The following is a 23,602-nucleotide window of genomic DNA, read 5'->3' on the forward strand; positions in this document are numbered from 1 at the left end:
AAATCGTCGCATTTTCTCATACCCCCCGACGGGTAATCAAGGTCCGCACAGTCTCGGCCATGATCCGCAGATCCAGCTGCAGCGAATAGTTATGAATATAGGCGAGGTCATACTTCAGCTTATAGGCTGGCGAGGTACTGTACTCACCTCGAACCTGCGCGAGCCCTGAAAGTCCCGGTTTGACCAGCCATCGTTCAGCGTAGCCGGGAATTTCGCGAACCATCGCCTCGGTCAGTTCCGGGCGTTCGGGCCGGGGCCCGACCAGACTCATTGTGCCGTTCAAAACATTAAGCAACTGGGGAATCTCATCGATGCGGGTGGCCCGCAGGAAACGCCCCACACCAATCACACGGGAGTCATCCGGGGTCGCGAGAACTGCCCCCACACCATCTTCCGCCCCCTCCCGCATCGTTCGCAGTTTATAGATAATAAATTCGGCGCCGCCTTTGCCCACGCGACGCTGCCTGAACAAAACGGGGCCCGACGAAGAGATGCGAATCGCAAGGCAGGCGCCGAGAAGGACCGGAAGAGAGACCACCAAAAGTAAAATCGCCAGCGAAAAATCAACCCCCGACTTCAATGAAAATCCAAAGCGCCGCTCGGGGTTCCGGGAGACGTCGATCATGGGAACGTTTTCCACCGAGACACCGGTCAATCGGCCAACCAGCAACTCATGAAAAGACGGGACGACCGCAACCAACGCGCGCGGGACCCCTTCGGTCTCTCGCAGCACACCTTCAAGAATCTTGTCTTTCCACGACTCGGCGGGTGCCACGATCACCTTGTCCAGCGCACCCGAGCGCACTTCCCGGCCAAGGTCCTGCACCGTACCGAGCCAGCGGAGGTCCGAGCCCTTCACTTTCTCGCCAGGCTCGGCGGGGCCATCGGAACGCACCGCACCGACGATCCGAAGCGGTTCCCCCGCCCCGCTCTGCGCCCGCAGGATGCTCTCCAACTCGCAGATCTCCATTTCCGGACCCACCAGCGCCACCCGCAGAACTCGAGAACCCGACCAGAGAACCTGGTGAGCAAAGATCCGAAACCCGACCAGCAGGATCATATTGAACAAACTGAAAAGCAGGAGGACCGAGCGAGGGAGTTGCATCCCGCCGGCAAAGAAGAACCACGCCGAAATCAACAGGAGCTGAAAGACGGCCATCAAACCGACCGCAAGAGTCGCCTCACGCGGCCGGCGAAGAAATGCGGGATCGTAAAGACCGGAGAAAAAAAGCAGAGGCAACTGGGTGAGCAAGCCAATCGCGAGCGAACCCTGCAACAGTTGCATCCGGTCGATCGGCAACAGATGTTGTGTCCAGGGGAAGGGAATCGATACCCGCAGGAGAAAAGCCAACCCGAAAGCCAGAGGTACGGCGAGCGCATCGAGGAGAAGAAGAACCAGAATCAGCCGGGAATCCAGATGTCCCAAAACCTTCGCGCGCCGCAAACGCCTGGCGAATCGCTCAGATGCCTTCATGAGGTACCGCACATGGTTTCCCACCAACGGAGCACACCGAACTCTCGTGCGAGTTTCTGTTGCTCCTCGCGATAGCGTTGCTGAGGAATTTCGACACGCCAGGGTTCCTGAAATAAAGGCATCAGCTCGACATCCGAGCGGCGGCGGCGATGTGCGAGCGTGCGGCCACGACGACGCGCTTCGGGGAGCGCAGCCATCGCCCCAAGCCGACCTCGGTCGCAAGCCTCGGAACGGTCGGGGTCGCATTGCGCGCGCAGGTCTTGGAGCGCCAGCGCATAACTGAAGATTCGGGAGGCATTCCGGGGTTCGAAATTCTTCAGGATCGACAGCAGAGCATTGCGCTCCAACAAGGAGAATCGACCGGCAGGCCCCAGCACAGCCTCGCTGGCATGCCCCTGATGAAAGCAACGAGCCTCGGGCGTCCATACCACGGATTCGCCCAAAGCCTGTAGTCGCCACCCAAGATCGACGTCCTCGTAGTAGGCAAAATACGCCGGATCGAAGCCACCTGACCCAATAAATTTTTCCTTGACAACCAGCATGGCGCCCCCGGAGGCGAACAACGTATCTTCAATCGAGGCGCAGCCCTCCAGAGCAGCAACCGGCAGCCCATGGCGACGAGGCGCGGCATGGCCGGAAAAAGCCAGTGAACCACCAGCGAATTCGATGACATCACCCATAGCCGTCAGAACGCATGCCCCCACACACGCGGCTCCGGTACTTTCATGAACTTCGACGAGGGCTCGCAGGAACCCGGGATCAAAGGTCATATCGTCATTCACCAAACAAACGAGATCCGTGCGAGCTCGCTCCACAAGGCCATTGCACGGACCAGCGAACCCACGATTCGCTTCCACCGTCCAGACATCGGCAGCGGGATGCCGACGCGCCGCCCAGGGTGCGACCGCGTCCGGCGAGCCATTATCGTGAATCAGCACCTCGATTCGGTCGAGCGGATAGTCCAGCCCCCCAAGAGACCCCAGACATTGCTCGAGCAAAGCGGGCCCCGTGCACGTCACTACTCCGATCGAGACCTTCGGCCAGACCCGCGTCACGACTCCTCCTCGATCGAACTCGGTATGCGAGACGCGGGCAAGGCCTCGTGCCAGCGCCGCAGGGGCTCCAGATCTGGCGGACTTTCCGCGGAGAGATTGGCAAGGACTCCTTTGAGATCACGTGCGTGACGGTCGATGACGAGCAGGTGCCGATAGGAAGGCTCGCACGTACCACCAAGACCATACGTTCCGTTGATCTCTCGATTGGAGGCCAGCCATTCCAGGCCCTGTCCGGGGTGAGACCATCTGGCGCTGATCACCTGAGCCATCTCCCAGACCGGCAAATAGCCCGAAGGGAGTACTGTCACGCTGGCGCCCTGTTCTCGGAAAAATTCCTCGGTGGTTGCCAGACACGGGTGTCCCAGATCCAGATGCTCGGCGAGGAAGGTATGGTCATACGCATAATCGCGCGCAATCAGTTCGCGCAGGTTCTGATCCGCCTGCACGACCTCCGGTGAAACGAAGGGAACGCCCAATAAAAATAGATCGCCGGTCACGCGCCAGGCCTCTTCCAACCATGCACTTCGTTGTGCTTCGGGGACATGCTCCAGGACGTCCAGCGAAACGACAATCGGAAAGTGCCGGTCGGGAAAGGGAATCCCCGCCGCAGCGTCAATGGTTCGATGCCCCGGATGGTCGATCGGACGCGTATCCAGAACCGTGGCTTCGTGCCGCGGAAAGAAGTCTCCGGCCCAGGCAAGATGCCCCTCCCCACCCCCCATCGTACCGCCGATATCAAGAAGCCGCGCCGATGGCCGAACCAGGCGGTCCAGGACGGCTGCCGCCAGCGCATAACGCTCATGAAGATCGAACGGGAGCTGCAGGATCAACTCGCTCGATGTCGCTGCCCTGGCATGAAATGCAAGCGTGTGGATCGTGGTCCAGCCCGTCGGAACGAGCACTTGGAGCTCATGACCCCCACTGGGCAAGAGGAACCGAAGAGGCTTGTTCTTCTCCAATTCTCCCAGAAGGATGCCGGCCAGACGCATCCCGACGGGCTCGTCGATGGATCCGTACAATTCGATAGCGAGAGGTTCGCGACCGTCGTTGACCAGGTATAGCTTGGCTTGATTCTCCACCCCACGGCCCGTCGCCGGAGCCGGCGTCTCGAAACCTTCTCGCAAGGTCACGCGAAGAGCATCCGATCCCTCGATCTCCAGAATCGACTCTTCCTTGCCCAGCGCGTCCCAGCATATGGATGGGCGCGGGCCTCGAAGCCGGCCTACGACTTCGAGATTATAAGGCGCCTGGAAGAAGCGAAAGGACGCGTTCAGGCCAAGGTCACTGAATGCTTCCAGCCACCAGCTCGGCACCTCCTCGGAGATATGCGTACTCTCCTCTGCGGCAAAGCGGATCGGATCGGGCGTGGTCACCACCAACAAGCCGCCCGGGCGCAAGAGACTGGCCGCTTCCCGCAGAACAGCCCGGGGGTCGGGAACGTGCTCGAGAATATCAAACGCGGTCACAATATCGAAAGAACGTGGCGCGAAAGGAAGCGTTTCGCCAAGTCCCGCGACGAGGTTCAGATTCTTGCCCGGATGAGAGCGCCGCGACTCTCGCAACGCATAACGACTGACATCGACACCAAAGGAGCGGAAGCCTGCTGCGCTCGCCTGATCGACGAGGAAGCCGAAGGCACACCCCAAATCCAGCCAGGCCGCCCCCTCACCGGCCTCTCGACGCAGAAAGGGCAGCCAATGCGACCAGTCTGCGTGCACCTGAGCGTAGCCCTCTTCCGAGAAACCACTCGTCTCTCCATGAAAGTAGGCTTCTCCGTACCGTTCCTGAAGAACGGCGGAGGAGACCTCGGAGCACTGCTTCGCAGACGGCATCAGTCAAAAAGAAACTACTGAGGTCGGCGCCCATCAGCAAACCGCAGCCGTCCTGCGAAAAGCAACCAGATCAGCAGGCTGGCCCCGGAGACCCAGAGGCCCCAATGAACGCTGCGAGGGGCGTAGAGGACTTTCACTTCGAGCGAACCCGGCGGAACTCGAAAGCCCAGCAAGGCTCCATTCACTTGTTGCGTGGGCAGCACCTCGCCTCCTGCTCTGGCCTCGAACCCGGCCGCCGCCAGGCGACTGACGACCAGCAAGCCGCCTGGGCCTTCTGCCTGCAGCAGCATCGCATTCGGGCCATCTTGCAAGACGGCGACTTCGGCGCCACCTCGAGCCTCGGCGATCGCCGGACCGACCACGCAGGCCGAGGCTCCGCCGTGTCGTCTCACGCAGGAAAAAACCTCTTCGGACGTTCTCACCGAGACGACTCGATCAGCAAAATAAGCAGCTCCCAAAGCATCGCGCCTCTCGTAGAGATAGAGGCCGTCCCCGACGTAGCGGAGAATCAACTGATCGAATGCGGCGCTCCGGTGCACGAGATCCTGCTCCTCATGTCGACTTTCCGCACCTTGACCCGGCGACAAACCGACGCCGCCGACAAAAACCCGCGTTGGCTTCGGAGCTGTCAGAGACACAACCAGCGAAGCCGACGCAGAGGGCGGCATCTCAGAAATTTCGATCTCCAGGTCCCGCCAGCCATCATCGTCCGGAGCAAGAACAAGCTGCTTTTGATTGGATGCGAGAACCTTTCCGTCGTGCCGGGCCGAGACCCGTGCCTGGACCTCGCTTGGCTCCCCTGTGGTAAACCCGGCGACGAGGTGGGTCGACAACTCGCTCAAATCGAATTCCAACTCGCAGGGCGTCTCGCAGATCCAATGGAATCGTTCGTCATCGCCGCGACGCGTGCGTCCCCCGAACAAATAGGCCGTCGAAAAACGATGCGCCTCGAGGTGCGCAAATAATCTTACCGTGCGCTCTCCGACGCTCATCGCGCGAACCGCACCGGGTAGTTGCGCCAACTCCAGCCGGTCCGGGCTGAGAATCCATCGCAAATTCGCGGAGGGCCCACCCGCCCCCGTGGCCACCAGCAAGGGGTCCGGGTCGGCCAATACCCATGTAATCCCCTCGCTGGGAGCGAGCGTTCGCTGCACGAACTCCCAAGTGCGTGCGGGGGTCAGAACATCGATGGAGCGAAGATCACGGAACCCGAGCGCGCCGGAAACCAGAGGCGGCGCGAGCGATACGGCGCCACTGAGGCGACCCGGGGTCTCTCGATTCAATTCCCGGAGGGCCGTCACCCAGGGGGCGGGTGCATAGGGATTGGTTCGAACCGGCCATGCCCGCGGCACGAGGAAAAGCATCTCCGCGCCCACCAAAAGAAACGCCAGAAGCCGACCGCTTGTCGGTAATGCCTCGAGCCCGCGCGCGGCGAGCAATCCGCATGCAAGATAGAGGGGAAAACTATATTTGATCCACTGCACAGATCCGAGCAAAGGCACATCGGATAGAGGCAGGGGAAGCCCGCCAAAAATCCGCGCGAGATAGATCGCGACGGTGGCCAGCCACACGAGCACCAGAGCTTCGCGATACCCTCGCAAAGCACCGTAGGCTGCCAGCACAAGCACCGAGACCCCCAACCACGGGAGACCGGCCGGCACGAGACTCTCCGGAAGAGCCCAGGGCCCCGCCAGCGAAACGATTTGCGCGAAAGGAAGGGTCCATTCCGACTGCCCGCGACGACCCGCTCCCACCAATCCGCTCGCCTGCGTCCAGGACTCCCAGAAGGGAAACAGGGCCACCGCGGCGAGCCCCATCCCCAGCAGTGTCCAGCCAAAAAGCCGTTGCCAATGGAGGCGCCCTCGCGAGGCCGGCACGCCGGCCAGAAGCCAGACCACTGCTGCCAATCCAGCCACCAGCGCGCTCTGGGGCTTCAATCCCAGACACCCGGCCGCGACGGCCAGCGCCAGCAGCGGTCCCCCGGCCGGGACCTGCCGGATCAACGCCAAAGCTGCAGCCAGGGCCAGCGGGACAAACGCATCGACATTCAGTGGATGGTGCTCAATCCACTGGACGGTTTGGCCGGAAAAAGCCACGGCGAGACCGGCACCCAGGGCCGGGAGAAACCGAAATCCGAATTCCCGGGCGAGCAAGACGGTTGCCCAGCCCAAAAAGAGCACCCGAGCCAGCCAGGCAAAGTCCTGCATCCGGCTCGATGGAGCCAGAGCGACCGGAATCGAGAAGGGAGACAGCACAGCCGCATTGGGATTGCCCAATAGCGGCATACCCAGCCCTTCCCTGTCGTTCCATAGCGGCCAGGCGCCCGCACGCAGCGAAGCCCCGACAATCCACGGAGCCGGTTCATCAACCCAGGCTGCACCCTCCGCATCCCGCATCGGCCTTGGCCATGGCGGCGGCTCCCCTCCAACCGGACCACTCGGGAGAACGCCCGGCACATAGGATGCCGCCGAAAGTGTCTGATCCCCGAAAACAACGCCGCGAAAGTACACGCCGGTGAGCAAGGTGAGGGCTACCAGCGCGAGAAGAACGCGGGCCCGACCGAAGTCCGATCGCGGCCGTCCTACCACCGCGCGACGACAGCGCCTGCGGTAATGCCGCCACCCACGGCATTCAGCAGAAGCACGTCACCCTCCGACAAACGCCCCGCAGCGACCGCCTCGGACAACGCCAGAGGAATGGAGGCCGCCGAGGTATTACCACACCTCTGGAGGTTCAGCGCCACGCGGGACATCGGCAAGTCGAGTTGGGCCAGCACCATCCGGATGATCCGCAGGTTGGCCTGGTGAGGTACCAGCAAATGTACATCCGACGCGCTCAGTCCGGCTGCTTCGAGAACTTCCCGACTCAAACCGACCAAATGGTCGACGGCTGCGCGAAATACCTCGGCACCTCGCATCCGCATCCAGGGGTCGGCCCCTTCCTCCAGCAACGCCTCGGCCGTGCGCTCCCCCGGCGGCGCCTTGAGAATCTCGCTGAGTGAGCCCTGCGCGCGCAGACGGGTCCCGAGAATTCCCCGGTCCAGATCCGTGACCTGCAAAACCACCGCCCCGGCACCATCGCCGAAGAGCGGTACCGTCACTCGGTCGTCCGGATCGCAAAGGCGACTCAGGGCATCGGCGCCAACCACGAGGACCGTACGATGGTCGCCGGCACGAATCGCCTGATCCGCGGTCGCCAGAGCGTAGGGAAATCCGGCACAAGCCGCGGCAACATCGAAAGCGGGTTGTTCGGCGAGGCCCAGACGGTCATGCAGAAGACAGCCCATGGACGGAAAGAGGTAGGGCCCCGAGGTAGTGGCAACGACAATCTGATCGAGATCCGATGGGAGCAGACCTGCGTCCGACAAAGCGCTGCGAGACGCCTGCTCCGCCAGGTCCACCAAAGACTCCGAGGGCGCCAGGCGCCGACGCTCGATGACACCGGTGCGCCCCTCGATCCATCCCGACTCCAGGCCGAGGTGAGACTCCACCTCCTCGTTCGAGATCCTTTGCGCCGGCAGGGCACCACCGACTCCGGCAAAACGGGCGCGCATCATCGTGATGCTACCAAGGACCAGGCCCCTCGCCCAACGCCTCGCCATGCAATTCCAGAAGATCCAGATCGGCAGGCCCATTCGCGACAATGCGAAAGCGAAGTTCGCGGGCGTTCGGGGGCAGCAAGACCCCGAGCGCACCCGCCGGCAGGCCTTGCCCCAAAGACCGCCCGGGCGGCACACTCGCAAGCGCCGTTACCCGACCAGCACCTTCCATGCGGGCGAGAATGCGACGCCGACGCCCGGAAGTATTGGCCGCGATCGGCACCACAACGGTCATCTCCGCACACGGCCACACGCCCCGCGCACGCGCCCCCGAACCGTAGCGAAGGGGATCGAGTCGGACCGGTGCCGGCGGCTGATTTCCGTCAGGGCAGTCGGCAATCGACGCACTCTGACGATGGAGAGTTGGCTGGTAGGACAGCAAATGCAGGGAACCCGCGGTAGCCGCTCGCATTCCCGAAAACCAGAGCGGCGGAAGGTCGCCCTGCTGGATCACCACGGCTGCGCTGCGCGCGTCCGAGGGAGCGTCGGCGAGATCTTCGGCGCCTGTAGCCGCAAAGAATCCATTATCGGCGATCAGATCCTCGAAGCCCCACCCATGCACATCATGAAAAATCCGCTCGCGGGGAATTTGAAACTCTTCACCGAGCACCGCAAAAGCCTGCTGCTTGGCTGCGATCGTGGGCACGCGCGCCTGCATCACGACCGCGTCCGCCCCGACGGCGCCACCCCCAAGCCGAAGCAGGTCCATCTGCACAAAGATGTTTCCGGTCTGATGCGCGAGAAAGACCCACCAGATCAAACCCGCGGACCGGACCAGAGACCAGACCACGACGGGCCCAGCGCCGAACAGAAAGGCGCGTGCCCGACTTGCCGCGACGCCCACCAGAAGAGCCCCGGGAACGAGGGTCGTATCCAGATAATAATACCAGGCCTCGGCCGGCAGAAGCAGCACGAAGAGCAAGCCCGCAAAAAACGTCTCGAGAACCACGCGCTCCCCGCCGCCCGACGACCGACGAACAACCCTCACAAGCACGATGAACGCGGCCAGCAGCACCAGCGCCATGCTGCCCATCTCCAATCCCGTCCAGAACCGGACGGTCCATGGCAGCCCCTCGATTGGCGGCAGGAAAGCCTCCACCGCACGCGCACTATGGAGCAGGATATCGATCCATCGCCCGGCGTAGGGACTCGCGTCGGCAACCGCGGTCGGCGAGGCAAAAGGGATCGGGGCGAGATTCGCGGGGATCATCGGCAACAAGGGGAGCAAACCCGCGAGCAGCGCCCACCCCACCGTGCGAAACGTCTGCAGCGCTGGCGTGCGCACGAACACCAGAAAGAGAACCGGAATCAGAACCACGGCCGACAAATGTAATTGGGTACCCAGAGCCACCAGAAAGGTCAGACCTGCAAGCGCTCGCGCTGATGGACGCGCTTCCAATCGCACCGCCAGCCAGAGAAAGATCGCCACCAACGGCGGGATGGCGGCCGGCGCCCAGGCCACCCGCGCGTTCATGACGGCCACCGGAGCCGTCGCCAACCACAACGCCGCCAGAAAACCCACTCGCGGCCCATCCAGCAAACGACCCACCTGCCAGCAGACCCCCACAGCAACCACACCGATCAAGGCGGCGAAGACATAGGGCGCCAAAAGTGCCGACGAAAAGAAATAGGCCGTGGCCCAGAACCAATAATACAGGACGCCCAGTCGAAGCTGGTTGCGCATCGCCGGGCCAAAGTCCGGAGCGTCCCCCTCCAGAGCAATCCGGGCCGCCCAGCTCAGATCGCGTGCCTGATCGGCACCCAACCAGCCGGCATCAAGCCAGAGCAGGCGCAGGAACGCGGCAATCGACAAGACTCCACCCAAAGCCAGCCAGGACTGCCAACGGGGCGTCATCAAAAACCCCGCACCAAGCCTGAATTTCTATTGAGTGGATTCAGCACGCCGCTCCGGGTTTCTCAGGACAGCTCGACACGCCGGAAGAAGAGGTCGAGTGGCAGGCGTTTTTCCACATCCGCGATCGATTGGACGTGGAGTGCCTTGTCAGGCCACCGCTCCCAGGTCACCAGCGCCTGCCCCGAGGAGATCGCAATCTGGGGATATCTGAGCCTGCCCCGGCCCTCCTCTGCGGCTAACGGGAGGAGGTCAGACCAGCTGCGGCCGTAATCAACGGAATAGCGCATCCAGATCTCCTTGCCGCCGGACGTCCACACAATCGCAACGCGACCTTCTCCATCGGCAGCCATCGCTGGCCGAAGAGCGTTCCCCTCGGCTTGGGGATCATCGATTCGTTGCGGTTCATTCCGGCCTTCCCGCCAGCTGTTCCCCCCGTCTTCGGAACCCAAAAAATAGATCCCGATATCCTCGCGCGGGCCGCCATGCCAGCTCAGATACAAATGGCCTCCTGCGGCCTGCAGATTGGTTTTGGGAGCTTCCTCTCCGACAAATAGCTCTTGTGGCGTAGACCAGGATCGGCCTCCATCAAGTGATTGTGAAAGAACTACAGCCCCGCGATGCGTCGCCCCGGTAACCGCCGTGGACCAGACCAGGGAAATGCGACCGCCGGCGAGTGCCAACTGCGGCCAGAGCGGACTGGGGCCTTCGAACCGCGCATCGACCGGTCGCGAATCCGACCATTTCCGGCCATGATTCGACCCAACCGCGATTCGCAGATGAGGCCGGGAGCGACCGCCCCGATTCGTGGAAGCACGCTGCTCCCATACTGCGAGAACCTGCCGGTCCGGAAGCGCGAGCAAGCTCGGCTGTCTGGCGAGACCTGTGCCCAAAACGTCGAGGCGCTTGGCCGGCTCCCCCCAGGTGCGACCTGCGTCCGCACTCACACGGAACATCAGTTGCCGCGAGCGACCTCTCTGGCGCACCCATACCACCAGTCCATTTCGATCCGGAAGAGCCAGGGCTACCGGATCAAAAACCCTCGAAGCCTGACTCAGTGTCTGTGGCGGGAAAAAGGTCCGGCCTTCGTCGAGGCTTGTCTGTATCGCAACCGACTTTGCTCGTCCCGAACCCGAAAGAACATCCTGCAGGAGCAAGAGGGCATCGGTTCCCGGAAAACGAACCAGCTGCGGGTCCGTCACATCCGCTTCACGAAAAGCGGAGCCCCCGGGTGGAAACTCCTTGCCCCAGGTCCTTCCGGAATCCGCAGAGACGCGCATCACGATCTCTCGCGGCGCGGCTCCCGATGCCGCCATCCAGGCCACCGCCACGTCAGAGGATCGCGCGGAAAGAGCCGTGTAGTCCGGCAAGAAACCGGGGGCAACGCTCGCGGGAATCTCATTCAACCGCTGCGTTGGAAAAAGTCGCGGATCGGATTGCTCGCAGGCCGCGGCCAGCAGAACCGATGCGACCCAAACGATTCGGTTGGCAAGAAAAGGGCTGCGGCCGGCCATCAGATTTCCCCTGAAACGCAACGAGGCCGGAGCAAATGCTCCGGCCTCGCGTTTCGTTGCACGTTCCGAAGAACGATTCCGGAACTCAGGTCAGAGGTTCAAGAATGGTGTACTTGAAGTTCGAGCTTCCACCGAACTGACCGACCGACTGGCCGTGCACGCCGTATATGAAGCTACCCGAACCGCCGCCGATCGCACCTTCGCTGAACTGCATGCGAAGGAAACCGGAGGTGCTCACACCGAGCTCGCTCGAAATCAGGCCACCACCCGGCTTCATCGAAGCGAAGGTAGCACCGCGAACGCTGACGTCGGAGAAGTTCGAGACCTCGCCAGCATTGTTGTAGAAAGAGAGCGACGCCGTGATCGAGGTCGAGTTCGACACGATCAAGGAGCTCTCGCCCTGAGCCACCGACAGAATCGCGACCGAGGAATCGTCAAGGGTTTGCGGGTTGAAGGTCTGGACGTCAATGCTGCCCACGTCACCGTTCGGTAACATCGGGGCGCCACTGTCTCCGAGCCCCACACCAATGGCATCGCCACCGTAGGAGAATTGCTCGTTGATATCCGCGAACGTGTACGTTCCGACAATCGCGTTATCGACCAGCCCGACGGGCTCCAAACAGTCACCGTCTGTTTCCCAGGCGGTGACAACAACCATGCCGCGAGAACCCGGAGCACGGTCGGCCGCGTCCTGAACGATCGTTGAATTGAGACCGAGGCAGGCCAGAACGGATTCCTCGAGAACGCCCAAGCTGTTGGTCCACTCCCAGAGTGTCAAAATATTAGGACCAGCTGCCGACTCACCGGCAAGGTTGCTGACGATCATATAGCTCGCCTTACCTTCGGTGGCGTCATAAGGCATGATCAACGTATTTGCCGGCTGCGTCAGGCTGGTAGAACCATCTGCTTCAATTGCCTGCGCCGATGATACACCGAGCAGAGAGACCATCCCCGCGAGGGCGGCCACACCAATCCTTGAAATCCCTCTCATACTTACCCTCTTTCCTTACTCTCTGTCTCAGGATCTGCTCCGAGACGTCCCCATGCGTCGGCTCATGCCTTACGCACGGTGTCAACTTAACTGAAATTGCCAGTTTAGCCAAATACCCACATATTTTTTAAGAATTCTGGTTTCGCAAATAACAAAGCTGTTTTCAACGTTTCAGGCGAACGTACCATTTGCCATCGTGGACGACCCATTGTTGAGGATCGACCAACTCCCGGCGAATGGTCCGGCTCCCGCCGTTGGGCGCCATCAGGGGAATCACCGCCTCCATACGAACCTTCACCCGGGCTGTCGGTGGACTCTTCTCCGGCTCGATTGTCGCCGAATCGACTGAAAAACCAAGTAAATCATAGGCTCCGCTCCTCCTGCGCAAAAAGTCGTCGCGGGGTAGCTGCAACTTCGAGTCGGGATCCACAAACTTGTCGTATACAGCAACCCAGTCCCGTTCCTGCCTTTCTGCCATATACTGACGGACGCGGACCTCGAGATCTTTCACCCCGGGGGGCGCAAAACATCCCGAAAAAACCGTTACCAGCAAAAAAGTGGACAGGATGGCCCGAGGAACCCTCAGGCCAGAGATCTTGCAAGCTAATGAATTCATTGAAAAATCCTTCAATTCACCGTGAGGATCCCCAAATATGAGGGATCCGGGAAACGCCCCAATCCGTCCCGGGATTCACCACAGAAAACGGCGCCAGTCCCTCCTGAACGTCCAGCATCACCAGGGGGCTCTGGTTGTCGATTGTTGCCACATTGAGCTGATAATTTCCTCCCAGAAGGGCCAGCTCCGGGATTCGCAGCTCGGCAAGAAAGGTGTCTCCCCCGAGCGACTGCAGCCTGGCCCCCTCCTCGGATGTGGCAAAGCAATGACAGACCAATCCGTCAGCCCGGACCAGGCCGATGGCGACTCCGGGCGAGATCTCCGTCCCCGGCGCCCGGCGAACCAGAATCTCCAACCGCAATTCCTGCCCGGTTTCAAATTCCAGGGCCTCCCGACCCGCCGCGTCCCGCAGGGTGACGTCCCCGACCCGCAGGAGGCGCTCTCCGGTCACCGGACCCAACGCCTCGGCCGTCCGCGTCTCACGCATGGCATCGGCATACGCGTCGCAGACTTCTGCTGCCGAGCCCGCCATCCGCACATGTCCGCCGTCGAGCCAAAGCACCTGCGCACAAAGCTTCTTCACCTGAAAGAGATTGTGCGAACAGAACACCAGACTGCCGCCCGCGGCGCGAAACGACTCGATCCGCCGCAGACATTTGGACTGAAAGCGCTGGTCTCCGACCGCCAGGGCCTCGTCAACAATCAAAAGATCCGGATCGGCAGCCGTAGCCAGCGAAAAGGCGAGACGCAGAAACATCCCGGTGGAATAGATCCGCACGGGTTGGTCCATGAAGTTGCCCAGTTCGGCAAAGGCATCCACCGCGGCTTCGATCTCCGCACAGCGATCCGCAGAAAGGCCTTGTGCCTGTGACACCATCCGCACATTTTCGCGCCCCGTGAACTCCGGATGAAATCCTGCTCCCAACTCCAGAATGGCACTTCGGTGCCCCGCAACCTCAAGATGCCCCTCGGTTGGCGTGGCGAACCCGGCCAACATCGACAACAGGGTCGATTTGCCAGCGCCGTTGTTGCCGACAATGCCCAGTGATTGCCCGGCCTCCAGGGAGGCCTCGACGCCACGCACCGCCCAGATTCGTTCATGGCAGACGCCGCCGCCAAACCACTCCCGCAGGCGGTCGGCGGGTCGGTGATAGCGCCGAAAAGCCTTGCCCAGATTTTCTGCCCGCAAGACGCTCATACGAGATCCGCCATTTCGGGACGTGCCCGGTGCAACGCCCAGCTGCCGGCCATCACCAGCGTCAGTCCGCAGAAAAAGCTCCAGGCAAGCGCCGGAAAAGGAACGGGCATCCCCAGAGCGAAGGCCCGGTAGGCGCCGACCACACCGCTCAGAGGATTCACGGCCAGCAGGAAGCGCAACGACTCGGGGGCCATGTCCACCGCATAGACGATGGGCGTCAAATAAAAAAGTGCCTGCAGGCTCACGCCGACAATCTGGCTGGTGTCGCGGAAATACACCTGCAGGGTCCCGAGAAGGAACACCGCCCCCAACGAGAGAAGGAAAGTCGCGAGCATCGCCACGAGCAGAAGTGGCGTCCCCGGAACAAAGCCCACCCCCAGAAAAGGCATCAAGACGAGCAACAAAACCAGCGATACGGCCAACTGGACCTGCGCGACCAGCACCGGTTGCGCCAGCAGAACGGCAGGCGAAAAACCCATCCGCTTGAGCATCGTGCCCTGGTCCACCAGCACCGTGGTCCCCCGAGACACGGCGTCCTGGAAGGCCAGCCAGGGAAAAAATCCCCACGCCAGCGTGATGGCAAATGGAACATCCGATCCGATTCCGGACAGGCGAATCCGCAGCACCAGCGAGAATACCGTGGTCAGGATCAACAACTGCGCCAAAGGCACCAGGACCGACCAGGCCAGTCCACCGAGGGATCCTGCCTGTCGCAGACGAAGCTCGCGCCCGACCAGAGCAACCAGAGTGCGACGCTCCTTCCAGATCTCGACAAGTGGGTTCATTCCATTGGCTTTCGTGGTCGTCGCCGCTGCAGACGCTGCTCGACCAAACGCATGCCACGCACGCCCTCGCCCGCCTCGGGGGCGACCTGCAACACCAGAGAAAAGGACTCACGGGCCTGATCCAGCTTGCCCTGTCCGAGTTGCGTCCAACCCAGAAGCGTCATCGCCTCAACATCGGGACGAACCGCCATCACCTGGTGAGCGATTTCCTCGGCAGCCACGTGATCGCCGAGGCGCTCTTCCATGGCGCCGAGGCCGAGCAGTACGTCAGGGTCTCCCGGGACCAACTCCAGGGCCGTCAGAAAACTCTCGCGGGCCTCGAGCAACTGGCCGCGCTGTGCCTGCGCAACAGCCAAATTGTGCCGGGATCGGGCGGCGCGCGGGGCCACCTCCAGCGTCGCCTGCCACAGCGTGACATCATTGGCCCATACGGGAACGCGTGCCAATGAGCGCGCGCTGAGGACAGCGACCAAAACCACTGCCAGACCCCACGCCCAATCGTGGCGCCGGGCCGCGAGACGACCGATGCCGTCACCGATCGCCAACGAAAACCCGACCAGCGGTAGATAGCTGTTATGCTCGGCGATCAATTCGCCATAGGGCAGCAATTGGCCGACCGGCAAGAGCGCCACGAGGGCCCACAAAAGACCTACGCCCGCGACTCGGCCGCGCCATAAGAGCCATAGCCCCCCGGCCACCCAGACAGCGAGAAACGCGGCGGCCAGAAGAGATGGGCCATCGATGGCGGCCTCGGGCAAGGAAAAGGCGTGCGGGCGATAATCGGCCTGCAGAGTCTGCGGCCAGAGCATCTTGACCAGATAATGGGCGAGCACCAGAAAGGATAACGCCGGCTGTGGCGCCAGCCCCTGATCCGCCATGAGACTGACGACACCCCGTCGAATCTCCGGCTCGTACAACCACCCGACGGCCGCGATCACGACCGCGCCACCCGCGATCATCCCCAGCCACTGGGCGGTGGAGAACGTCGAAAAGGCCTGTGGATGCTGGCGCCAACGCACCAGGGCGAGCAAGACAGCCAGAACCGGCAGCACCACGGCAATTTCCTTCGAGCCCAGCGCGAGCATCGCGAGCAGCAGTGCGGCCAGAGCATTGCCGAGGCGCGCTTTTGCCGAGGGTGCTTCGAGCAGGTTCCACAGGCTCCAGAGACTGGCGGTCGAAAACAGACCAAGCAGCAAATCCCGTCGGCCGGCGATATAAACCACAGCCTCACTGCCGAGCGGGTGCACGGCAAAGACCGCGGCAGTAAGCCACGGCCCGATCAAGCCACCGAGGAGAGCGCGCGCCAGACCGAAGACCGTCAGCACCGCCGCGATATGCCAGAGCAGGTTGGAGAGATGAAATACCCATGCCTCATGACCGCCTGCGATCGCATGATCAAGCATGTAGGTGAACATCCGGACCGGCCGGTATGTCACGCCCTCCACGGCGGACCGGAACAGATCCGGTGTGCGGTCCAGAGTCCAGCTCGACACCGGGTTGTCGGTTACGAGCAGCCCATCGTCAAAGACGAACTCGTAGGAAACCGAGGTGCCGTAGACCAGCCCGACCAAGGCGACGAGCGTCAGAAGCGCGGCAGCAACCGACCGGCCCGAACCGGTCTCAGTCCTCCCAGTCACGGTTCGGGAGAAAGCCAGCCTGGGGACGCTCGGCCGTTGTCGTGCGGCCGCGTGATCTCATTTTTTCGTCCATCTCGAATTTGCTCGGCGGACGCAGCCCACCTGTGCGCTCAATCTCATCCACGACGTCCCAAAGCCGATCCTTGTAGCGCTGGGTGACTTCAAGTCCCTCGGCGCGGCCGCGGATCACATGCGGGGTGATCATGATGATAAGTTCACCTTTTTGGACCGCGGTTTTCTCATAACGAAAAAGTTGTCCGAGGACCGGGATATCCATCAGATAGGGAATTCCCGCACGGGTCCTCTCCGTAAGTTCCTCGATAATGCCACCAATCAGGAGCGTATCGCCATCCTGAACAACGGCTGTCGTCTCGGCGGTTCGCACCCGGAAGGTCGGTGAACCTGTCGTGCTCTCCTTGGTGCTGTCCACGGAGCTGACCTCTTGACGAATCGACAAATTCACCAAACCATCTGCATTTACCTGCGGCAGTATATTGAGAATGACCCCGGTATCACGATATTGAACGCTATTGACCAACGCCGTACTGCCGCCCGTTTGGATTCCCGGGACGTTGGCGGTTTGAGTAAGCACCGGGACCGAGGAGCCAATGTTGATCGAGGCCTCGCGGTTATCTGCCGTCAGGATGTGCGGGCTGGCGAGAATCTTCGCACGTCCTGCGCCCGCTAGTGCCGAGATCTGCGCGGTGAAGTGCTTATTGTCCGTGATCAGGGCACTAAAACCACCCTGAGCACCCAGAAAATTCGAATTGATATATCGCTTCGCTGTTCCCGCAGCGGCCTGCGATACGGAGCTTAGCCCCGAATCGTTGGCCGGGGCAGCGCTAGGCTGTGGGACCCCCCCGACGTTGGAGGCCACGATCCCCTGAACCCCGAGTTCCATATCCTTCGATAGACGGATCTCGGCGATCAAAACCTCGATCACCACCTGTCGGGGAACGGTATCCAGATCCAGAATCACGGACCGGATCTCTTCCCAATCCGCCTTGGTCGCAAACACGACCAGCGAGTTGGTGATCGAGTCCGAAACGATCCGAACGTCGCTCAGGAAGTCGTTTTCCGATCCCGCGCCGCCGGAGATCACCACTGAGGAAGCGCCCCCGGCCCCTCCCGCCCCGCCCGCCAGGACACCTGCTGGTCGGGCGCCGCCGCGAGATCCGCCGCGAGATCCGCCACGAGATCCGCCGCGCGATCCGCCCGTATTGCCGCGACCGCCGCTGAATTGCTCGAACTCCCCGAGAGATTGCCCGCGACCGAGAGCGCTGGCTCGCCGACCGCCGTTCTGGTTGCGCCCACCGCCAGTGTTCGCAGAGGCGCCACGCCCACCGAAAACCCCGCCAAAGCCTGGTTGTCCCCGGCGGATGGATTGCTGGTTGCCGCCGCCACCGCCTCCGTAAAGTTCGTTCAGGATCTGGGCCAGATCAGCCGCCTTGGCATTTTGCACGGGGTAGGTCCGGACGCGCTTTTTCAGTTCCTCATCCGGCTTGACGTCCAAAATGCCCAGCCAGTATTCCACCGCCTGAAAGGTGCTCTCCGAAAAGGCCAGCACGGCGATCGAATTGAGCCGAAACAGCGGAATCGCATAGACGCCACGCTCGGAAGCGGCCTGGCCGGTGATTCCATAAGTGTCGAGAATCATCAGCAGTTCCTGGCCAAGTTCCTCGAGGTTGGTGTTGCGGATCTTGAAAATGCGCGCCTTGAGGTCGCGGAAGGCATCGCGGTCGAGAAGCTGGATCATCTCGCGCAGGCGGTCCACATTGCTCGCGATATCCGTGAGGATCAGCATATTCGCCCGCGGGTAGGGGATCACGTCCCCGCCGGGCGTAATAAACGGCTGCAGCAGCGTGGCCATCTCCGGCGCCGCTATATTCTCGACCGTGAGCAACTCGACCACGAACAAATCGTCTTCGGTCATGCGCTGGAGTTCGTCGCGCGACACGATCACGCGCGTCTTGGCCTCCGCAATGGGCACGATATTGTAGACTTCACCCACCCGAACAGCGGCAATCCCGATGGACCGCAGGATCTGATTGAAGATCGGGAAAAGCTCGGATCGGGGGATTTTCCCGGTGGTGCGGATGGTGACCTGCCCCTCAACACGCGGGTCGATCAGGTAGTTGATCTCCAAGGCGCCCGCGAGGCTGTGGATCACTTCCCGGATGTCTGCTCCCTCAAAATTGAGGACGATCGCGTCGTCGGTCGCCCCGGCACCACCGCGCGCCGCAGGCGCAGCAACCGCTTCAACAGCCGGAGCGCTTCCCGAAGGTGCAGCTGGCGCTCCCCTCTGAGCCTCGACGCTTTCCGGAAGCCACAAAAACAGCCCGATCAGCAGAACGAGGCCTCGAGCAACCGCCCCAAACGCGCGCCTGCCGCGAAACTCGCTCCCGTATGAATGCCTGATCCTCATTGATTCCCTTTGGTCCTACCTGTTCGTGCGCTTGATGAAAAACCGCTCGCCCGAAGACGACTAGCGATTCGCTGCCTCTTCCCGGAGCCGCTTCAGCCGCTCGCGCGCCCGCTGGGCCCGTTTGCGCGCATCGGATCGGCGTTTCTGGATATCAGATTTATCTTCCTTGCCCTGCTTGCCTCTGCCCCCCTTTTTGATGGCTTTTTTCGGGGGCGCCTTGCCACCGGGGCCCGTCTTGACCGCAGAGCTTCCGGTGGCCACGAGCAATTGCAGCTGCACTTCCTCGCCGGATCCGCCCGTCAATGCCACCCGATCTCTTTCGATCGAGCTAACGCGATAGCCGGAGATATCCTCTCCCTCTCGCAAGCGGATCTGCTTTTTGCCTTGTGTCTCATCGATCACCACCGCCTCACGAAAGGTACCGACGAAGATCACCCCGGTTAGCTTCAATGTCGGAGGCGGGGCCGGAGTCTCCGAAGGGGTCGGCTGGGCCGCGGCAGCCTCGATCGGCTGCCTGGAGACATCGAAAAGGTCCTTGGATCGGATCTCCTTGACCGCCGGGAGCACCCGTAGTCGGCGCGGCTGGGCCGGCACAGCTGCAGTCACAATTCGCCCGGCAGAGGGGTCCGCCGGGACCGGCGGGGGCCCGCGTCGCACCACGTCAGCAAAGCGCCAGGCCGCGAGAAGGATTAGAATGCCAAGCACGACGTTCAGAAAGCGGAATTGCTTCATGCGCCGCCCTCCGGTGGATTCGTACTCGACCCGAGCGGATTGTCCGGGAGCGGCGCGCGAGCCGGGAGCGGCGCTGTAACTTCGTCCGCAACGGGTGCGGGCTGCAACGGGACAACCCCTTCGGGTAGTGTGGAGGCCTGAGAAATCGCGTTGATTTGGAAGGTCGCCGAGATCACGCGAGCCGGCAAGTCCTTTTGCGCCCTGGCGCGGCGACGCGACGAGGTCTTCCGGCGGCTCATCTCCGCGAATTCAATACGCACCCGAGGCGTCTCGGCCTCGAGAGTCCCCAGAAATTTCGCCAAATTTCCGATGCCCGCCTGTGCGGTGATCCGCAAAGCGACCGCCGTAAAAGGGCCTCGAGACTCCTCTTTGAGCACCTGCGTGCTCTGGATCCGGACATTATTCGCGCGTGCCAGGTCGGAGACGCGGTCCTGCAGAGCGGCCGCTGCCAGCGTAGGCGTCGCGCCAGGCACCAGGCCCGCCACAACTTTCTGATAGCTACCCCGAAGTGCCTCGACGCGCTCCCGAACCACATCCGCTTGCGCCAGGAGAACACGCGCGTTCGCCAATCGACGCGCAGAGAGCTGGATATCCGATTTCATACCCGAGCTGAAATCGCCCACCATCGCTGCGCCATAGCGAAGCGCCAACAGAGTCAGGACCACTCCGAGACCGATATAGAGCCGCTGCTGCCGGTCGGTCGCCTGCAAGCGCGCGAGAAACTGGACGAGTAATTCCCTCATTCGGCAATCCTCGTCGAGAGCGAGAACCGCTCCTCATTATTCTGTGCTTTGGTGACGGGGGAAGTGAATTGTGCCGATGAGAAATAACGGGACTTTTCAATTGCGGGAATCAGTTCCGAGGCTTCGCGAGAAAAACCTTCGATCTCGACTTTCCCCTTCCGCATCCGGAAAGAGGTCAAATAGGCGTCCTTCGGGATCACTCCCGTCAATTCGCGCAGATAAATCGTCGCGGCGGCCTGCCCGGACCCGAGAAGAATCTGCAGATTATCATGCAGAAGCTGGGCTTCCTGCTCCTGATCCCGGACTTCCCGCAGTTGTGGCGCCAGCGCGGCGAGTTCACCGTCGAGCTGCGCGCGGATCCGGTAGTCCTGCACCATGCTCCCGACAAGCCACATTCCGGTCATCAGAGCCAGTGCGGCCGCAAGAAAGAAGGTGAGGACGGGTGCCCCTTCGCCACCGGATCGACGTTTCTCGGGTGGCAGCAGGTTCAGGGGCTCGGAAGCTTCCCGCACAGCCGCCAATCCCGCACCGAGGGCCGGAAGAATGCGGAAGTCGAGTTCCGCCCCGGCCCCTTCCGCAACCTGCAGCCCCCCCAATAACTCCCCGAGAGTCTCCGCATCCGCAGAGCTCGTCCCGGCATGGTCAGTACCTTCGGGGCGCGCTTGTGAAATCGCGACCACCCGGATCTCCTCGCGAGAGACGCCCGCCGCGCCTGCTTCAGCCGCCGCGAGAGCAGCGCGCTGCTCCGGCCTTGCCACCTCATTCGCCGAGAAGCGGTGCGAGGAAAGCAATTTGCCCTGAGAGAGAATATCCACCCCGCCGCCACCTGGCCCCTCGTGGACAAAGGCGAGGGCCTGATCCTCCGAGATGCCCGAAAATGCGACCAGATCAGCGAGGGCCACCGGATGCACGACAAGACTCCGAGGATAGATTTCCGCAGTCTCCAATGCCAGCAGAACCTCGCCGACCAATTCGCGACGCAAGGCGACGACCTGAAGCTCGATTTTCTCGGGCCGGGTCCTCACCAGATGGTCGAAAAAGATTTGCTCCCGCGACAGAGGCAGAATGCGGTCGACTTCGAACTCGACCACCTGATCGAGATCCCCTCGAGCCGCCTCGGGAACCGTGAGATGACCCATCAGAGCGTCCTTGCGGGGCAAACTCACAAAAACGTGCTCCGTCGGAGTCTGGGTATCCGCGAGAAACTGAATCGCTGCCTGCGACAAGGCTGCCCGACGCGCCGGCGCATCTCCCTCAAGGGGATAGCTGCGATGCGCGACCAGGGAGATATGCATCAGCCGTTTACGGAGATGGACGAAAGTGACATCACTCTCCGAAATCGCCACGCCCATTCCGTCGAGGAAATCCAGGCGGGTGAGGCGACTCAAACTCTTCAGCGTCGGCGCGTTCATAAACCCGCCTCGTCAAAATTGTCCGCGTCGGCACCGACGGAGGGGTCCATGGGCAACGCATCCATCCAACGGAGGATGAAAATCCCTTCGTTCGATTCTCCAAGATCGATCACCGCGCCCACGTGCGCACCAATCCGTGCCTCAGGCAACCTCGCCTGTGCCTGAACGGCCAAAATACTGGGAGCATCATCGTTGAGGAGGTCTTCCATGGAAGGGTCGGGCAGGAACGCTTGCAGCTGCGGAATCACCGCTGTCATATCTGTCTCGCGTTGCTCCACAAGCTGCGCGAGCTGCTCGGGGTCGACGCCGAGAAGAGCTTCCAGAACCTCCGGGGAAGCCGAGCGCACGCTCAGCGCCGACCGGCGGTTGAATACCGAGAAAATATCGAGCAGCCCGATCGGGTAATCTTCGCTGCCGCCAAAGTAGAGGTCCTCACTCACGCCCTTGATCAAGCGCAGCTCGTCCAAAGAGTCCAGTGGTGCGTTCTTGGCCCCATATGGCTGGGGCAAACCGAGGTAGTATTCGCTCTCCGCCCCGTTCAGCCTGGTGTCGTCGTCCGGGTCTCGCCAATCGAGAATCGCATCGGCGATCTCCCCAGAATCCTCGGTCGGGACCCCGAGATTGCCGAGCAGATGTATGAGAATATTGTAGTCGGCAAGATTGATCGGAATCTTGCCCGCTTCATCGGTCACCTTGATCCAGACCGGGGCGCCCCAAAGTTCCTCCTGATGCCATTTCCCGTCGGTATGAATAACCGGGACAAAATCCTCGGCCTCGACTTCCCCTGCCGTGAGGCCCAACGTCGCTTCGTCGCGGGCGATCAAGGCTCGGTAGAAGGTGCGGTTGGCAGCCGCCGTCGCCAGATAATAGCTCTGGGTCTCATCGGCAAAATTGACCGTCGCCTGTGCATTCTGCCGCATGCCGACCGCAAACTCGGCCCCGAGTACGAAAAGGACCATGAAAATCCACAGCACAATGAGAAGCGCAAAGCCTCGCTGATCTCGGCGTCCGGACTCAATCATCCTCGAACTCCTCCTCGAAACCGAAGTCGTCCTCTCCATCAAAGACATTCCCCAGATCCGAATCGTAGGTGCCCAGCGAGTAGACCACCGTCATGATCGGAATCTCCTGAATCCAGTAGGAGTCCGTGAGACCCAATCCTTCGATGGTAATCCGGATCGCAGCCGGCGGAGACTGCTCTTCGAGGCCTTCCCAGCCATCCACCCACTCGGAGGTATCTCCTTCGAGCCGCAGGTATTCGAAACGGTGCCCCGCCAAACCGGTGAGCAAGGTGGCTTCTGCAACCGAAGTTGGTTCTTCGGCGACAAAAGCGCCCGCGGAAAAAATCAACCTCTCGGTCAGATTGAGGCTGCCCTCTTCCACCCAATAGGTGACCCATCCCAGACCGTCGCCCCGCCCCATTTGCGGGGCGGCCGTGATAAACGTGAAGGAGTTCTCGTCGCCGTTGAAAAAAGGATGGATCTCCTCATCCTCCGACTCGGCCGGATAGTCCACAAGCGAACGGATCTGACGGGTCATCAAGGCGGTCGCCATCCGTAATCGAGCGGATCGCTCCGCAGCAGCTTCCCCGCGCGGAATCGAGTCTGTCGCCGTGGCAAAGACGCTGAACACCATGGCCATCATCATCGTCAACAAGGTGATCGAGATCATCAATTCCAGAAGGGTAAACCCCTGCTGGCGTGCCCCCTGGCGAGGCTTCCTGCAAACGAGACCCACG

At 61.7% G+C, this 23,602-nt stretch carries 18 protein-coding genes; all 18 read right to left on the minus strand.

Annotated features, from left to right (window positions below; genetic code table 11):
* Positions 1 to 16 precede the first annotated feature (16 nt).
* Complete coding sequence (locus tag P8K07_11785) at positions 17 to 1,474, minus strand: sugar transferase (protein MDG1959195.1); 1,458 nt, start codon at positions 1,472 to 1,474, stop codon at positions 17 to 19.
* On the minus strand, positions 1,471 to 2,529 hold the full coding sequence (locus tag P8K07_11790) for a glycosyltransferase family 2 protein (protein MDG1959196.1): 1,059 nt from the start codon (positions 2,527 to 2,529) through the stop codon (positions 1,471 to 1,473). Before P8K07_11790 ends, P8K07_11785 begins: the two co-directional genes overlap by 4 nt.
* The gene (locus tag P8K07_11795) at positions 2,526 to 4,361 is read right to left on the minus strand and encodes a methyltransferase domain-containing protein (GenBank protein ID MDG1959197.1); all 1,836 of its coding nucleotides are present in this window, start codon (positions 4,359 to 4,361) and stop codon (positions 2,526 to 2,528) included. The genes P8K07_11790 and P8K07_11795 overlap by 4 nt, the downstream gene beginning before the upstream one ends.
* A 14-nt stretch (positions 4,362 to 4,375) precedes the next feature.
* Positions 4,376 to 6,949: a hypothetical protein gene (locus P8K07_11800; protein ID MDG1959198.1), complete on the minus strand. Its 2,574-nt coding sequence runs from the start codon at positions 6,947 to 6,949 to the stop codon at positions 4,376 to 4,378.
* Positions 6,943 to 7,917 carry a ketoacyl-ACP synthase III gene (locus P8K07_11805; GenBank protein ID MDG1959199.1) on the minus strand — a complete coding sequence of 325 codons (975 nt, stop codon included), beginning with the start codon at positions 7,915 to 7,917 and terminating at the stop codon, positions 6,943 to 6,945. The genes P8K07_11800 and P8K07_11805 overlap by 7 nt, the downstream gene beginning before the upstream one ends.
* 7 nt (positions 7,918 to 7,924) lie before the next feature.
* Complete coding sequence (locus P8K07_11810) at positions 7,925 to 9,814, minus strand: glycosyltransferase family 39 protein (GenBank protein ID MDG1959200.1); 1,890 nt, start codon at positions 9,812 to 9,814, stop codon at positions 7,925 to 7,927.
* 62 nt (positions 9,815 to 9,876) lie between these two features.
* The gene (locus P8K07_11815; protein ID MDG1959201.1) at positions 9,877 to 11,325 is read right to left on the minus strand and encodes an exo-alpha-sialidase; all 1,449 of its coding nucleotides are present in this window, start codon (positions 11,323 to 11,325) and stop codon (positions 9,877 to 9,879) included.
* An 85-nt stretch (positions 11,326 to 11,410) separates the two neighbouring features.
* Positions 11,411 to 12,316 (minus strand): hypothetical protein, encoded by a 906-nt coding sequence (locus P8K07_11820; GenBank protein ID MDG1959202.1) that lies wholly within the window; start codon positions 12,314 to 12,316, stop codon positions 11,411 to 11,413.
* Between the two features lie 163 nt (positions 12,317 to 12,479).
* Positions 12,480 to 12,932 carry a hypothetical protein gene (locus tag P8K07_11825; GenBank protein ID MDG1959203.1) on the minus strand — a complete coding sequence of 151 codons (453 nt, stop codon included), beginning with the start codon at positions 12,930 to 12,932 and terminating at the stop codon, positions 12,480 to 12,482.
* A gap of 16 nt (positions 12,933 to 12,948) precedes the next feature.
* Entirely contained in the window at positions 12,949 to 14,130 is a 1,182-nt protein-coding gene (locus tag P8K07_11830; protein MDG1959204.1) for an ABC transporter ATP-binding protein, read from the minus strand.
* Entirely contained in the window at positions 14,127 to 14,915 is a 789-nt protein-coding gene (locus P8K07_11835) for an ABC transporter permease (GenBank protein MDG1959205.1), read from the minus strand. The genes P8K07_11830 and P8K07_11835 overlap by 4 nt, the downstream gene beginning before the upstream one ends.
* Positions 14,912 to 16,552: a hypothetical protein gene (locus P8K07_11840; protein ID MDG1959206.1), complete on the minus strand. Its 1,641-nt coding sequence runs from the start codon at positions 16,550 to 16,552 to the stop codon at positions 14,912 to 14,914. The genes P8K07_11835 and P8K07_11840 overlap by 4 nt, the downstream gene beginning before the upstream one ends.
* A complete protein-coding gene (gene gspD, locus P8K07_11845; GenBank protein ID MDG1959207.1) occupies positions 16,536 to 18,977 on the minus strand; it encodes a type II secretion system secretin GspD in 2,442 nt (813 codons plus the stop codon). Before gspD ends, P8K07_11840 begins: the two co-directional genes overlap by 17 nt.
* A 60-nt stretch (positions 18,978 to 19,037) precedes the next feature.
* Positions 19,038 to 19,709 (minus strand): type II secretion system protein N, encoded by a 672-nt coding sequence (locus P8K07_11850; GenBank protein ID MDG1959208.1) that lies wholly within the window; start codon positions 19,707 to 19,709, stop codon positions 19,038 to 19,040.
* The gene (gspM, locus tag P8K07_11855) at positions 19,706 to 20,452 is read right to left on the minus strand and encodes a type II secretion system protein GspM (GenBank protein ID MDG1959209.1); all 747 of its coding nucleotides are present in this window, start codon (positions 20,450 to 20,452) and stop codon (positions 19,706 to 19,708) included. Before gspM ends, P8K07_11850 begins: the two co-directional genes overlap by 4 nt.
* On the minus strand, positions 20,449 to 21,864 hold the full coding sequence (locus tag P8K07_11860; GenBank protein ID MDG1959210.1) for a PilN domain-containing protein: 1,416 nt from the start codon (positions 21,862 to 21,864) through the stop codon (positions 20,449 to 20,451). The genes gspM and P8K07_11860 overlap by 4 nt, the downstream gene beginning before the upstream one ends.
* Complete coding sequence (locus P8K07_11865; GenBank protein ID MDG1959211.1) at positions 21,861 to 22,886, minus strand: type II secretion system protein GspK; 1,026 nt, start codon at positions 22,884 to 22,886, stop codon at positions 21,861 to 21,863. Before P8K07_11865 ends, P8K07_11860 begins: the two co-directional genes overlap by 4 nt.
* Positions 22,879 to 23,601 (minus strand): prepilin-type N-terminal cleavage/methylation domain-containing protein, encoded by a 723-nt coding sequence (locus P8K07_11870; protein MDG1959212.1) that lies wholly within the window; start codon positions 23,599 to 23,601, stop codon positions 22,879 to 22,881. The genes P8K07_11865 and P8K07_11870 overlap by 8 nt, the downstream gene beginning before the upstream one ends.
* Between the last annotated feature and the right edge of the window lies 1 nt (position 23,602).

The organism is Candidatus Binatia bacterium, assembly GCA_029248525.1.
GTDB lineage: Bacteria > Desulfobacterota > Binatia > UBA12015 > UBA12015 > UBA12015.